This window comes from Paraburkholderia caffeinilytica, assembly GCF_046030355.1.
Classification (GTDB): Bacteria; Pseudomonadota; Gammaproteobacteria; order Burkholderiales; family Burkholderiaceae; genus Paraburkholderia; species Paraburkholderia caffeinilytica_B.
In genome coordinates this window covers 67656-81490 of sequence record NZ_JAQQCQ010000017.1, presented here as the reverse complement: position 1 = coordinate 81490, position 13835 = coordinate 67656, and the positions used below count along the sequence as shown (strand labels likewise).

At 59.3% G+C, this 13835-nt stretch carries 13 protein-coding genes; 11 read left to right on the top strand and 2 right to left on the bottom strand.

Annotated features, from left to right (window positions below; translation table 11 throughout):
- The first annotated feature begins 94 nt into the window (after positions 1–94).
- Complete coding sequence (locus tag PQQ95_RS24085) at positions 95–484, top strand: tautomerase family protein (protein WP_408441571.1); 390 nt, start codon at positions 95–97, stop codon at positions 482–484.
- A gap of 69 nt (positions 485–553) precedes the next feature.
- Here PQQ95_RS24085 and PQQ95_RS24080 read toward each other — a convergent pair whose 3' ends face one another.
- Entirely contained in the window at positions 554–1375 is an 822-nt protein-coding gene (locus PQQ95_RS24080) for an alpha/beta fold hydrolase (protein WP_408441768.1), read from the bottom strand.
- A 76-nt stretch (positions 1376–1451) separates the two neighbouring features.
- Complete coding sequence (locus PQQ95_RS24075) at positions 1452–2462, bottom strand: LysR family transcriptional regulator (RefSeq protein ID WP_408441568.1); 1011 nt, start codon at positions 2460–2462, stop codon at positions 1452–1454.
- Positions 2463–2837: 375 nt separating this feature from the next.
- Between PQQ95_RS24075 and PQQ95_RS24070 the strand changes: the two genes are divergently transcribed.
- From PQQ95_RS24070 to PQQ95_RS24025, 10 genes are all read left to right on the top strand, one after another.
- On the top strand, positions 2838–3107 hold the full coding sequence (locus PQQ95_RS24070) for a DUF1488 family protein (protein ID WP_408441566.1): 270 nt from the start codon (positions 2838–2840) through the stop codon (positions 3105–3107).
- Between the two features lie 260 nt (positions 3108–3367).
- Positions 3368–6079 (top strand): alpha-ketoglutarate dehydrogenase, encoded by a 2712-nt coding sequence (gene mdeB / locus PQQ95_RS24065; protein ID WP_408441564.1) that lies wholly within the window; start codon positions 3368–3370, stop codon positions 6077–6079.
- A gap of 133 nt (positions 6080–6212) precedes the next feature.
- Positions 6213–7196 (top strand): 2-hydroxyacid dehydrogenase, encoded by a 984-nt coding sequence (locus PQQ95_RS24060; protein WP_408441562.1) that lies wholly within the window; start codon positions 6213–6215, stop codon positions 7194–7196.
- Between the two features lie 90 nt (positions 7197–7286).
- A complete protein-coding gene (locus PQQ95_RS24055; RefSeq protein ID WP_408441561.1) occupies positions 7287–7922 on the top strand; it encodes a TetR family transcriptional regulator C-terminal domain-containing protein in 636 nt (211 codons plus the stop codon).
- Positions 7923–8327: 405 nt separating this feature from the next.
- Positions 8328–9143 carry a creatininase family protein gene (locus PQQ95_RS24050; RefSeq protein ID WP_408441559.1) on the top strand — a complete coding sequence of 272 codons (816 nt, stop codon included), beginning with the start codon at positions 8328–8330 and terminating at the stop codon, positions 9141–9143.
- A gap of 40 nt (positions 9144–9183) precedes the next feature.
- Entirely contained in the window at positions 9184–9969 is a 786-nt protein-coding gene (locus tag PQQ95_RS24045; RefSeq protein ID WP_408441556.1) for an ABC transporter ATP-binding protein, read from the top strand.
- A 46-nt stretch (positions 9970–10015) separates the two neighbouring features.
- Positions 10016–10855 (top strand): ABC transporter permease, encoded by an 840-nt coding sequence (locus PQQ95_RS24040; protein ID WP_408441766.1) that lies wholly within the window; start codon positions 10016–10018, stop codon positions 10853–10855.
- Positions 10856–10891: 36 nt separating this feature from the next.
- Positions 10892–12259: an FAD-binding oxidoreductase gene (locus PQQ95_RS24035; protein ID WP_408441553.1), complete on the top strand. Its 1368-nt coding sequence runs from the start codon at positions 10892–10894 to the stop codon at positions 12257–12259.
- A 46-nt stretch (positions 12260–12305) separates the two neighbouring features.
- Entirely contained in the window at positions 12306–13364 is a 1059-nt protein-coding gene (locus tag PQQ95_RS24030) for an ABC transporter substrate-binding protein (protein WP_408441550.1), read from the top strand.
- Between the two features lie 13 nt (positions 13365–13377).
- Positions 13378–13827: a RidA family protein gene (locus tag PQQ95_RS24025; RefSeq protein WP_408441547.1), complete on the top strand. Its 450-nt coding sequence runs from the start codon at positions 13378–13380 to the stop codon at positions 13825–13827.
- Positions 13828–13835 lie beyond the last annotated feature (8 nt).

The window sequence follows — 13835 nt, the reverse complement described above, 5'->3', positions numbered from 1 at the left end:
TTTTCACCGCATCGATTTACTGCTGGCCGTTCACTAAAGTGAAGCTATGTGGCCCGCCGGGGCCTGGCAGTACATATCAATCGAGACCATCCCTATGCCGCTGCTACGCTTTGATGTTGTGAAAGGCCGAACCGACGTTGAACTAAAAGCGATGCTGGACGCTGCTCATCGCGCGGTCTTGTCGGCGTTTAACGTGCCGGTGCGCGACCGCTATCAGATCGTGCAGGAACACGAGACTTCCCGAATGGTGGTCGAAGACACCGGGCTCGGATTCGACCGGTCTTCGAAGGTCGTGATTGTCAGCGTGACGAGCAGGCCGCGCAGCGAAATGTCCAAGCGTCAGTTTTACGCCGACTTATGCCGCGAGCTAGCCGATCATGCCGGCATTGAGCCGAGTGATGTGGTCGTCACCTTTACGATCAATTCGGATGCTGACTGGTCTTTCGGCGGTGGCAAAGCGCAGTTTTTGACCGGCGAGCTTTAGCCGTTCACGAAGCGGTGATCGTGCGCAATTCCATACTTGCGCGGGATCGGTACGCGCACGCTGATTCGCTCAGTCTGCGAGAAATGCGAAGATGTCGGCGTTGATCTGCTTGGGTGCAGTCGCGCACAGGCCATGCGAGCCACCCGGATAAATCTTGACGGTCGAATTGCGCACGATTTTCGTCGCGACCAGCGCCGAGTTTGCGATGGGGACGATCTGATCGTCGTTGCCGTGAATAAACAGCGTCGGCACGTCGAACTTCTTCAGATCTTCAGTAAAGTCAGTTTCGGAAAAAGCGCTGATGCACTCGTATTCGGCATGAATGGAGCCCAGCATGGCAGCGTGCCAGAACGAATCGATCACGGCTTGCGCGTGATGCGCGCCTGGTCGGTTGTACCCAAAAAACGGTAACGCCAGATCCTTGAAGAACTCCGCGCGTCGGGTCGCAATGCTTTCCCGCATGGTATCGAATACCGCTAGCGGTAAGCCGCCGGGATTCGCCGCTGTCTGTACCATGAGCGGCGGCACCGCGCCGATCAGGATCACCTTCGAGACGCGTTCGGTGCCGTTTCGGCCTATATAGCGGGCCACTTCGCCACTGCCGGCCGAGTGACCGACTAGCGTCGCCTCCTTGAGGTCCAGCGTATCGAGCAGTGTCGCGAGGTCGTCGGCATAGGTGTCCATCTCATGTCCCTGCCGGGGCTGGTCTGAACGGCCATGGCCGCGGCGATCATGGGCAATGACGCGGTAGCCGTGATGGAGCATGTACAGCATTTGCGCGTCCCAGGCGTCCGCGTTAAGCGGCCAGCCGTGTGAAAACACAACCGGTGCGCCAACGCCCCAGTCCTTATAGAACATTTGGGTGCCGTCTTTCATGCTCAAATATTTCATGGTGCGGGCCCGGTAATATGCCGATACGTTCGCCAGACGCAGTGACTGGCCTTCGGAATGGCTCAAGCGCACGGTCTCAAATCGCCTCTTCGGCCATGCGTGCGTTCTCGCGCTCGGGCAGCGCTGAAAATTCGACGTTGACAGGGCGGGGAGCGGGGCGTCGCGCAGGTCGAGTTCCGGGATCTGCCAGTAGCGCGCTCTCTACAAAAAGTTTGGCGATCCAGTCGACAAACACACGTACCGTCAACGACAGGTGGCGATTGTGTGGATAGATCGTGGAAATGGGCGCCGGCGGGGGTTTCCACTGCGGCAGGATTTCAACCAGACGGCCGCTTTTCAAGTGGGGCAGTGCCATAAAGCGCGCGGCCTGGATGATGCCGATGCCGTCAAGACCGCTTTCCAGGTAGGCTTCCGCATCATTTACGGCAATGTTGCCTTTCATCCTTACTTCAGTGGGCTGACCGTTCACTTCGAATGTCAGGCTCATGATTCGCCCCGTACGGCTCGAAAAATAGTTGGTGGCGACGTGGTCGTTGAGTTCTTCGATCGTCGCCGGCGTGCCATAGCGTTCCAGGTAGGCGGGGCTTGCAACGGTGATAGCCTGATAGAGGCCGACCCGTCGCGCGACCAGACTTGAATCCTCCAGCGCACCGACGCGTATTGCACAATCGACGCCCTCCTGAATCAGGTCGACCAGTCTGTCGCCGAAACCGAGCATCAGGTCGATCTCTGGATACAAGGCGTAAAACTCATGAATCTTCGGCATGACAATAATTCGGCCGAGGGCTCCGGGCATGTCGACGCGAAGTTTGCCGCGGGCCGCGCGGCTCTGGTCGTTGAAGGAGCCTTCCGTCTCTTCGATGTCCGCCAGGATACGGACACAGCGTTCGTAATATCCCGCGCCGTCCGGTGTGAGATTGACGCGCCGGGTCGTGCGTTGCAGCAGACGTGCCTTCAGATGCTCTTCGAGTTGCTGAATGGTCACCGTGACGGACGCACGCGGCATACCGAGCGTGTCCGCGGCGCGCGTGAAACTGCTCGTCTCGACGACGCGAGTGAATACCTTCATGGCATGCAATCGATCCATTTTGCCTCTCCTCAACGCTCGCTTTGAAAGCCCTGCTGCCGGCCCGATTGCTCGAATGAGTGACGTTAGACTAGCGCGGTGCGACGGTGCGGTCCTGTAATAAACCTGAGACGACCTGAGGCGACCTGCGACCGCCTTGAGCGTTACGCTCCCGGCAGGAGAAAGCATTGGTCAGACGTGGGGGAGCGTTGGGGGCAGCCGGGATGTCCTGGAAGAACCGATGCCTCGCCGTGAAGTCCGCAAAATGCGTGGATCTTTGGGGGCGCATGTCGTTTCGAAAGCAAACTGGACATGACACAATGTAACTTCTGGTAGATTTATCGTTACGCGGCGCAGCAAAGCGCAAAGACCGCGAATGACATCTCGAGGTGCGTCATGGAAGTTCTTGATCGCGCGCCCACCGTCTCGCCGGACGGGCGCACTGTGGTTTTCATCCTGTCGACCCGCGGCCGCGAGGCCGAATGCGCGATTGCGCGCGACGCACTCGAAGAACACTTCTGGCTGCCGCGTGGCGCCGATGTGACGCGCACCCTCAGGACGTTTGAAAACGGTCGCAACCGCATCGTCGCGGTCGCACAAAGAAAGTTACTGGCGCGGCCGAATGAGCCGCTATGGCTGACGGTCAATGACTTTGTGACCCGGTAACGCCGGGTGACGTGAACCCGATTGTGCGTGCTACCCGCGGGGCGTTGCCATCTTTGCCGCGTAGTTTCGCCAGCGATGACGGAATTGTCCCGGGAGATTCGGTCCCGGTCCGTCGGTCTGGGCGTCCGCAGCATACCTGAATCGAAAAAAACCTAAAAACAGCTTACTCATGCTGAATTCACTGCTGCGCGCTATGCAATGCGGCATCAAATTTTTGCGGAGCTTCCATAGAATAAATATCACAAAATGGAGACTCCGCGATGACGAATCTTTCCCTTCCTCCCCAGACGTGTTTGCCCCAAGCCGCCATTCCGGCAGACGACGATCCGCAGGAAACCGGCGAGTGGCTCGAAGCCCTGGAAGCCGTCGTCACGCATTGCGGGCAGGAGCGCGGCCTTTTCCTGTTGCGTAAACTGCTCGATGCAGCACCGCTGTTGGGACTGGTGACGACGGTGCCGAGCAATACGCCCTATGCCAACACGATTTCCGTCGAGCGTCAGCAACCCTACCCCGGTAATCTGGAAATCGAGGAGCGTATTACCGCCATAGTGCGTTGGAATGCACTCGCCATGGTAGTGCGGGCCAACAAGGCTTATGGTGAGCTGGGTGGCCACATTTCGAGCTATGCGTCGGCGGCGGACCTGTTCGAACTCGGTTTCAATCATTTTTTCCGCGCGAAAAGCATCACGGGGGGCACCGACCAGGGCAGCGATCTCGTCTACTTCCAGCCGCATTCGGCGCCGGGTGTTTACGCGCGTGCGTTTCTTGAAGGGCGCTTGTCGGAACAGCAACTGGAGAACTTTCGCCGTGAGACGGGAGGCAACGGTTTGTGCTCGTATCCACACCCCTGGCTGATGCCCGACTTCTGGCAATTTCCCACGGGATCGATGGGGTTGGGTCCGATCCAGTCCGTGTACCAGGCGCGCTTCATGCGTTACCTCGAACATCGAGGGCTGGCGCAAACGGGCGAGCGGCACGTATGGGGGGTGTTCGGCGACGGTGAGATGGACGAGCCCGAATCGATCGGCGCCATTCCGCTGGCGGCGCGTGAGAAGCTCGACAATCTGACTTTCGTGATCAATTGCAACCTGCAGCGTCTCGATGGCCCGGTGCGCGGCAATGGGCAAATCGTGCAGGAGTTGGAAGCGCTGTTCCGCGGCGCGGGTTGGAATGTGATCAAGGTCTTGTGGGGCAGTGCGTGGGATCCCATTTTCGCTCGTGACCACTCCGGCGCGTTGCTTCGCGCATTTGCGTCGACGATGGACGGCCAGTATCAGACCTACAAGGCGAAAGACGGCCAGTATGGGCTCGATCATTTCTTCGGCCAGAACGATGCGCTGAAGTCGCTCGTCGCTCACATGACACCCGGCGACGTCGCGGCGCTCAACCGCGGCGGCCACGATTTACGCAAGCTCCATGCGGCCTTCGACGCCGCACGCAAGCACAAGGGCCAGCCGACCGTGATCCTCGCGAAGACGATCAAAGGTTATGGCATGGGCCGCGCCGGAGAGGCGCAAAACACGACACATCAGCAGAAAAAACTCGATGTCGAGGCGCTCAAGGAGTTCCGCGACCGCTTCCGGCTCGGCCTCACGGACGATGACCTCGAGCACATGCGCTTTTACAGGCCGGCGGACGACAGCGAGGAAATGCGTTATCTGCATGCACGTCGCGAAGCGCTCGGCGGCTATCTGCCCGCGCGGCGCAAACGTGCGGAGCCGGTCGCCGTACCGCCGCTTGCGCAGCACGCCCAGTTCGCGCTGGAAGCGGACAACAAGGAGATGTCGACCACCATGGCGATGGTGCGGATGTTGACCGCCCTCCTGAAAGACAACGTGCTTGGGCCGCGTATCGTACCGATCGTCGCGGACGAGGCGCGCACCTTCGGGATGGCGAGCCTGTTCCGGCAAGTCGGGATCTATGCGTCGCAAGGGCAGTTGTACGAGCCGGAGGATGCGGGTTCGATCCTGTACTACCGCGAGGACGTCCGCGGTCAGATTCTCGAAGAGGGCATTACCGAAGCGGGCGCCATGTCGTCGTGGATTTCAGCCGGTACGTCCTACAGCACGCACGGCACGGCGATGTTGCCGCTCTATATCTACTACTCGATGTTTGGTTTTCAGCGCATTGGCGATCTGATCTGGGCAGCGGCCGATCAGCGCGCGCGGGGCTTTCTGGTCGGCGCGACGGCGGGCCGCACGACGCTTTCGGGCGAGGGTTTGCAGCATCAGGATGGCACGAGTCACGTGATAGCGGCAACCATTCCCAACTGCCGTGCCTACGACCCGGCGTATGCCTACGAACTGGCGGTGATCGTTGACGATGGCATGCGCAGGATGATGGAGCAACAGGAAGACGTCTTCTACTACCTCACGGTAATGAACGAAAACTACGCTCAGCCGACCATGCCGCAGGGCATCAGGGAAGATATCGTGCGTGGAATGTATCGCCGTGCGAATGTGCAGCCGGCCGAGGCGCGCGGAAAGGTTCGTCTGCTGGGTAGCGGCACCATCCTGCGCGAGGTGGAGGCCGCCGCGCAACTCCTCGCCGACGACTGGCAGATCGAAAGCGACGTGTTCAGCGTAACGAGCTTTTCTGAACTCGAACGCAACGCGCGCGAGACTGCCCGCCAGCGTTTGCATCATCCGGATGCGGCCACTGCGCCGAGCCACCTCGAAACAATGCTGACAGGTACGCAACCGGTGATCGCGGCTACCGACTATGTGCGAGCGTATCCGCAACTGATCGCCCCTTATCTCGAGGCGCCGTTCTCGGTGCTGGGTACCGACGGGTTTGGCCGAAGCGACAATCGTGCTTCATTGCGGCGCTTCTTCGAAGTCGACCGCGCCTACATCTGCGTGACAGCGTTGCGCGCGCTCGCCGATCAGGGCGTGTTGCCGATATCGGTCGTGAGCGACGCGCTGCGCCGGTATGGCATCGACGCGAACAAGCCGAATCCGGCGACGGTTTAAAGCGGCGGGCAAGCAGGGGTATTCTCGAATTCAACGCGCCGGATTTCGGCGAATTCAAAGACGTCGGGGCTTTCGGGGTTGTGGTGCCTCGACCGGCTCGCTGCGTCTTCCATCGACTGCCAAGGAAACTGGTGTGAAAGAAAAGATCCTGATTACCCGCAAGGTTTTTCCGTCTATCGTGGGACGCCTGCGGGAACACTTCGAAGTCGACAGCAACGACGCGGACTGCATCTACGCGCCTGATGAATTGCGCGCGCGTCTCCAGGGCAAGGTGGGGGCACTTGTCAGCGCAACGGAAATCATCGACGCGCCGCTTGTGCAGGAATGTCCATCGCTGCGGGCCGTTGCGAATATTGCAGTCGGCTACAACAACCTGGATCTGGCGGCGCTGTCGGCGGCCGGCGTAGTGGCGACAAATACACCCGACGTGCTAACTGAAACCACCGCCGACTTTGGCTGGGCGCTCCTGATGGCCACCGCGCGCCGCACGGGCGAAGCTGAACGTTGGTTGCGGCTTGGCCTGTGGGACAAATGGGCGCTCGACATGTTCCTTGGGGTGGACATTCATGGCACGTCGCTCGGCATTCTCGGCATGGGCCGCATCGGGCGAGCGGTGGCGCAACGTGCGCACGGTTTCGGCATGACGGTGAGATACCACGACCGGGCGCCCGTCGCGCCGGCGGACGAGAAAGGTGCGCAATTCTGCAGTAAGGAGGCACTGCTGAGCCTGTCGGACCATCTGGTCGTCACCATGCCGTACGACTCCGCGTCACACCATACAATCGGGCGGCGCGAGCTTGCATTGATGAAGCAGACGGCCACCCTCATCAACATCTCGCGCGGCGGTCTCGTCGACGAAGACGCACTGGCCGACGCGCTTGCCGAAAACCGTCTGGCGGGAGCCGGTCTCGACGTATTCGAGCGGGAACCCTTTGTCTGTCCGCGGTTGCTTGCCAACGCGAGGGTGGTGGCCACGCCGCATATCGCAAGCGCCAGCCTGAAGACACGTCTCGCCATGGCCGACCTCGCCGCCGACAACCTGATCGCCGCATTGGGCTACGGTCCCTGTGCTGGACAGCCTCCCTCGCCACTAAACCCGGCGGCGTCGCGCGCCTGAACAGGGCGCGCAACCACCCGGTGTGTGCCGCTCCATGCGTTAGAATGCCTGACTTGAAGCATCCAGACGGATCAATCAAGGACGGATTTCGTGGCGCAAACCGGGCAAACAAAAACGAAACGGTCGCGTTCTGAAGTGATGGACGCGATACAAAATGCCGCCATTGCGGAGTTCGCGCTGCACGGGCTCAAAGGGGCATCGACCCAGGGCATCGCTGAGCGCGCGGGCTTGTCGAAGGCGCAACTCCATTACTACATCGATAGTAAGGAGGACCTGTACGAGAAAATTCTCCAGCACGTAGTCGAGGAATGGATTCGCGTATTTTCATTTGGGGATGCCGAGTTGGGCCCCCAACAGGTCCTGTCCAATTACATTCGCAAGAAGCTGGATTTTTCATTCGACCAACCGCTGCTGTCGCGTATTTTCGCCAACGAGATGATGCGCGGCGCACCGGTGTTGATGCCGATGATGAGCCGTCCCCGTATGCGCACCACTCAAGCGGTCGCATGCATCAATAGCTGGATCGAGGCGGGCCTCATGCGCCCGCTCGACCCAATGCTGCTGATGATGAATCTCTGGTCTCTGACACAACACTTTGCCGACTTCGAATATCAGGCGCGCTACATGTTGCGTGTGAAAGAAGGGCAGCCGCTCGATCGCGAACACATCGTCAAGGAAGTGACGGCCTTCGTCATGTACGGCTGCGGTATTACACCGTCTGCCTGACACTTTGCCACCCTGATTCAGGGTGGCTTCCGGTACCCCGCTGTACTCCATTCCAGTCGCTAATCGACGCTGATTGTCTCCGCTTGCCGCGGCGCGTCAATTCCGCTTATCTCCTCCTCCTGCAAGCCGATCGCGCTTGTACCCATTCTTCCGATGATTCAGTACGGCATGCCTTGCTGCATCGCATGAATATTCAATTTGGCATCCTACTGAAACCGCGTCTTCGCCAAAAACAATGTCAACCGGAAAATAAATGACCATACGGTTTGACCGATTGGTCAAATCGATTATTATGAGTTCGAGGCTGCGTCGTTGCAGTACCCCATGAAGGCCAGTGGGAGCTCGGGCTTCAACCGGCTTACGAAACCAGGCATTCAACCCATGCCGAGAAAAGAGGAGCAGGAGATGTCGTCGATCACCAAGCGTTTCTGGGCCGAATACACCAGCAAGGAGTTCTCCCGTCTCGACCGCGAGCGTCTGATTGCGGTGCTGCCGGTTGCCGCCATCGAGCAGCATGGGCCGCATCTGCCGATGTCCGTCGATACCACGACGATCGACGGCCTCGTCGAAGCGATCATTCCGCGCCTGGGGGGCGACCTGCCAGTGTTGTTCCTGCCGACGCAAAGCATCGGCAAGAGCAACGAACACGCGCGCTATCCCGGCACCCTGACGTTTTCGGCTGAGACGCTGATTCGCACGTGGAGCGAAATCGGAGCCTGCGTGGCTGCGGCCGGCGTGAAAAAGCTGGTGTTGTTCAACAGTCATGGCGGCCAATCGGCCGTCATGGATATCGTTGCCCGCGATCTGCGTCAACGCTTCGGGATGATGGTCGTCGCGTCGAACTGGTACACGCTCGGCATGCCCGATGCGCTCTTCAACGACGAGGAGATGAAGCATGGGATCCACGCGGGCGATGTAGAGACCTCGATCCTGCTCGCCATGCGCCCGGAGCTCGTCGCGATGAATGAAGCGCGGCATTTCAAATCGCTCACGAAGGAAATGAGCGAGCGCTATCGTTTTCTGTCAATCGGCGCGAGCGGCAAGCTTGGCTGGCAGACGCACGATCTGAATCCCGCGGGCGCGTGTGGCGATGCCGCGGCTGCGACCGCGCACAAAGGGCAATGCGTGATCGATCACGTCGTCTCCCAGTTTATCGAGCTGCTGCGTGAGGTTCACGACGCGCCGCTGGCGTGGCTGGAAAACGAGCCCGAGTGGCATTGAACGACGCTCACATCTGATCGGTGACGGTATGGAGACGAACATGAAACAGAGCCCGTTGGTTCATCTGAAGGACGTACACAAAAAGTATTCGAACGGCACGATTGCACTTAACGGTATGTCGCTCGAGGTGGGAAGCCACGAATTCATCAGTTTCCTCGGACCATCCGGCTGTGGCAAAAGCACAGCGCTGCGGATGATCGCAGGGCTATCGTCGATCTCTGGCGGCGCGATCGAATGGGCCACTAGGACAGAGAGCGAAGCGGCACACACGCATGACATCAGCTTCGTTTTTCAGGAGCCGACGTTGATGCCGTGGTCGTCGGTATTCGAGAACGTCTACCTGCCGCTGAAACTGCGCGGCGAGTCGCGCGAGCGTGCACGCGCCCGTGTCGAGGAAGCACTGGCAATGGTCGGACTGTCACGCTTTGCGGATGTCTATCCGCGTGAATTGTCGGGCGGCATGAAGATGCGCGCCTCGATTGCACGGGCAATGGTGACGCGCCCGCGCCTGCTGTTAATGGACGAACCATTTGCGGCGCTGGATGAAATGACTCGCATCAAGCTGAACAACGATTTGCTGAAACTCTGGCAAGAGCACAAGTTCACGGTGATTTTTGTGACGCATAGCGTCTACGAATCGGTCTATCTCTCGAACCGGGTAGTGGTGATGGCAAGCCGACCGGGGCGCGTGATCGATGAGATCGCTATTCCCGCGCCGTATCCGCGTGGCAAAACCTATCGCGAGTCGGCGCAGTACACGCAGCTGTGCCGCGAAACGTCGACCAGTCTGCACCGGGCGATGGACTCGTCCGACATCGATCATTAAGCGAGAGAGAGGAACCGGTATGTCTTCTTCGGTACAAACCTTGAACATGGACGTCTCGTCCAATGCCGCTGCGATCGCGGACGCCGCGAGGCAACGTGCGCGGCGCGAGCGCTTCCTTCGCTGCGCTGTGCCCAGCGCGTGGTTACTTGCCGCAGTGCTGCTCTGGGAAATCCTTGTGCGCGTGAATCACGTGCCTGAGTACATCATTCCGGCGCCCAGTGTGATCTTGCGCACGCTCGTCGAGAACTGGGGGTCATTGTCGCTATCGCTGCTGTTCACGCTAAAGCTGACCTTTATGTCGCTTGCCCTCGCGGTCGTGGGAGGCGTCGCGCTGGCCATGTTGTTCGCGCTCTCGCGTTGGGTTGAGCTCAGTTTCTTTCCGTTTGCGGTCATTCTGCAGGTCACCCCTGTCATTGCGATTGCACCTCTGATTCTGATCTACGTCGACAGTACGTTTTCCGCGTTGCTGATTTGTGCATGGATCGTCGCCTTCTTTCCGATCCTGTCGAATACGGTGATTGGCCTGCGAAGCGCCGATCACAACCTGCGTGATTTATTTGGTCTTTACCGGGCAACACCCTGGCAGCGTCTGCGGTATCTGCTTGTTCCGAGTGCGCTGCCGTATTTCCTGGGCGGCCTGAAGATCGCCGGCGGTCTCTCACTCGTCGGGGCCATCGTGGCTGAGTTCACGGCAGGTGCGGCCGGGCGCCAAACGGGCCTGGCGTCGCGCATTCTCGAAGCGACGTTCAGAAACGAAATCCCAAAGATGTTCGCGGCGCTCCTGCTCGTCTCGCTGTGCGGCATCAGCATCTTCCTGCTCTTCAACTGGCTTTCCAAGGCAGTACTCAGAGGCTGGCACGAAAGCGAAATCGATCGTGATGCATGAGTCAGAGCCCCTATTCGGCATCAAGGATAAAACGACATGAACAATAGAGACATTGATTGGGCCCGCTTTGCCGGGGAACTCGCCGGCATACGAACGATTGCGAGCGGCGGTCAGTTGCGCGGGAAATCACGTGATTTCTCGTGGTATAGCCCGATTCTGAACGAGCAGTTGAAGGACTGTGTCGCGGATCTGATTGTCATCCCGCGTAGCGAAGCGGACGTGATCCGGATCGCGGCGGCCGTATCGCGCTGGCGTGTTCCGCTCACGATGCGCGGCGGCGGCACGGGCAACTACGGGCAATGCGTTCCGCTGCAGGGCGGGGTAGTGATGGATATGACGGAACTCAAAAACGTGCGCGAGATCCGGCCGGGTTCGGTCCGGGTCGAGGCGGGGGCGCGGATCGGTGAATTGCAGGAAGTAGTCAGGGCATCCGGCCAGGACCTGCTGATGTTTCCGTCCACCTTGCGGGTGGCGACAATAGGCGGGTTCATTGCCGGCGGCTATGCCGGTGTCGGCTCCATCCGGCACGGCATTCTCAAAGATGCGGATAACGTGCGCTGCATTCGGGTCGTAACGGTGGAAGAGACGCCGCGCATTGTCGAGTTGCGCGGTACCGATATCCAGAAGGTGCATCACGCGTTCGGCACGAACGGCATCATCACGGAACTCGAACTGACGCTCAAGCCGGCGCTCGACTGGCTGCACACGATTACGCTGTTCGATTCATACGGCGATGCATTGCGCTTCTGCAAGGCCGCCAGCGCGCCGGAACTCGATCTGTTCCTGCTGACCTCGGTGGAGAAGGGCTTCGCGCCATTCTATGAGCACCTGGGCGCTCGCTTTCCGGCCGATCGCAATGCCGTATTTGCGATGGTCAGTCCGGCGTCGATCGACCGCTATCGCGAACTTGCCACTTTCCATGGTGGCGTGGAATCGCTCTGCATGAATGGGAGCGAGCTCGAAGCGAACGAACTTCCGCCTGCCTATGAGTGTGCATACAACCATACGACGCTGCAGGCGCTGAAGGTCGACAAGCAGTGGACCTATCTTCAGATCGCCCATCCCCAACCGTTCGACATTGCGCTTTGCGAGGCGCTTGCACAGCGATTCGGCGACGAAATCTACTGGCACCACGAGTTCGCGATGCAATTCGGTGAATACCAGGTATTCGGCATTCCGCTAGTGCGTTTTACCACGGCCGAGCGTCAGTACGAAATCATGCGCATTTTCGAATCGCATGGCTGCGCAACCTTCGATCCTCACGTTGTCACCATCGAGGACGGTGGCATGAAAGAGATCGACCTGGCGCAAATCGAGTTCAAGCGGCTGGCAGACCCGCAAGGCTTGCTCAATCCCGGCAAGATGCGCGGCTGGGAAGCGGTTGTGGCCGAACAGGCGAGTTGAGCGCAGGCAAGTTGTTTCCTGATCCTACGATACGGAGCAGTCAACCATGAAGAAGATTGTACGAACCATTCTGCTTGCCGCCGGACTAGCCACCGCCGCGCTCGTGGCATGCGGCCCGACACCCGCGTTGGCCGACGACAAAGTGGTCCTCGGCACTGACTGGAAGGCTCAGGCCGGCCACGGCGGGTTTTATCAGGCGCTCGCTGACGGCACTTACAAGAAGTACGGCCTCGATGTCGAGATCCGCGAAGGCGGTCCGCAGGTGAATAACCGCCCGATGCTCTCGGCCGGAAAGATCGACTTCCTGATTGCCGGGAATTTGCTGCTGTCTTTTGACAACGTCAAGAACCATGTGCCGACGGTCGTAGTGGCGGCAATCAACCAGAAAGACCCTCAGGCGCTGATGGCTCATCAGGGCGCCGGTTTCAAGACATTCGACGACCTGAAGAAAGCCAAGGTGATTCTGGTTTCGAAAGACGGGCAATTCAGCTTCTGGCAATGGATGGTCGCGGAAAAGGGGTTCAAGGACGAGCAGCTACGGCCATACAACTACAGCATCGCCCAGTTTCTTGCCGAACCAGGCGCCGTGCAGCAGGCATATGCGACTGCGGAACCCCTCTACGCGGAGAACGCCGGCGCGAAGACCAGCACGTTTCTGCTTGCCGACGAGGGTTGGAATACCTACTCGTCGACGATCGAAACGCGGTGGGACATGGTGAAGAACAAACCCGATGTGGTGCGCCGCTTCCTCGATGCGTCGATTATCGGCTGGTACAACTTTCTCTACGGGGATCACGGCGGCGCTTACGCACTGATTGAGAAAGAGAATCCGGAGATGACGAAGGCGAAGCTCGATGCCGAGGTGGCGAAAATCCGCGAGCTTGGATTGATCGATTCCGGCGATGCATTGACGAAAGGCATTGGCGCCGTCGACCTCGACCGTGTGAAGAGCTTCTACGACAAGATGGTCAAGGCCGGTCTCTACAAGGCGCAGGACGTTGACATCAGCAAGGTAGCGACCAGCCAGTTTGTCGACAAAGGGGTTGGCCTCGATCTGCGCAAGAAGCTGGTCGGTCAGAGCGTTGCTTCGGCAAGCGGGCACTAAGGGAGAAAGGCACATGAGTTCAACGATTGCAAGGCCGCTCGCAAAATACGCGCCGTACAAACGCAAGGGAAACCTCGTGTTTCTATCCGGCATCATTGCCGTGGATCCGGCTGCGGGAAAGATCGTGCACGGTTATGACGATGTTCCGCACGAAGTGCGTGAGCGCATTGGTAAGACCGGCGAGTTCTCGGTGGATGTCAAGGAAGGGCCGATCAGAGCGCAGTCCTGGTACGTACTCGATCGCATTCGCGCCACCATCGAAGCGGCGGGCGGCAGCATGGTCGACGTATTCAAGCTCGTGCAGTATTTTCGCGATCTGCGTGACTATCCGGCGTACAACCGCATTCGAGGGATGTTCTTTGAAGGGGACCCGCCTGTGTCTACGGTAGTGCAGGTGTCGGCCATGTTGCCCGATGAGTCGATTCTGGTCGAGGTCGAAGCGACCGCATGGCTGCCCGAATAATGGAGGCG

Coding starts and splice junctions, on each gene's coding strand:
- PQQ95_RS24030 (WP_408441550.1), top strand. CDS start 12,306: ATGAAGAAGATTGTACGAACCATTCTGCTTGCCGCCGGACTAGCCACC.
- PQQ95_RS24040 (WP_408441766.1), top strand. CDS start 10,016: ATGGACGTCTCGTCCAATGCCGCTGCGATCGCGGACGCCGCGAGGCAA.
- PQQ95_RS24080 (WP_408441768.1), bottom strand. CDS start 1,375: ATGAAATATTTGAGCATGAAAGACGGCACCCAAATGTTCTATAAGGAC.
- PQQ95_RS24025 (WP_408441547.1), top strand. CDS start 13,378: ATGAGTTCAACGATTGCAAGGCCGCTCGCAAAATACGCGCCGTACAAA.
- mdeB (WP_408441564.1), top strand. CDS start 3,368: ATGACGAATCTTTCCCTTCCTCCCCAGACGTGTTTGCCCCAAGCCGCC.
- PQQ95_RS24085 (WP_408441571.1), top strand. CDS start 95: ATGCCGCTGCTACGCTTTGATGTTGTGAAAGGCCGAACCGACGTTGAA.
- PQQ95_RS24045 (WP_408441556.1), top strand. CDS start 9,184: ATGAAACAGAGCCCGTTGGTTCATCTGAAGGACGTACACAAAAAGTAT.
- PQQ95_RS24050 (WP_408441559.1), top strand. CDS start 8,328: ATGTCGTCGATCACCAAGCGTTTCTGGGCCGAATACACCAGCAAGGAG.
- PQQ95_RS24070 (WP_408441566.1), top strand. CDS start 2,838: ATGGAAGTTCTTGATCGCGCGCCCACCGTCTCGCCGGACGGGCGCACT.
- PQQ95_RS24075 (WP_408441568.1), bottom strand. CDS start 2,462: ATGGATCGATTGCATGCCATGAAGGTATTCACTCGCGTCGTCGAGACG.
- PQQ95_RS24035 (WP_408441553.1), top strand. CDS start 10,892: ATGAACAATAGAGACATTGATTGGGCCCGCTTTGCCGGGGAACTCGCC.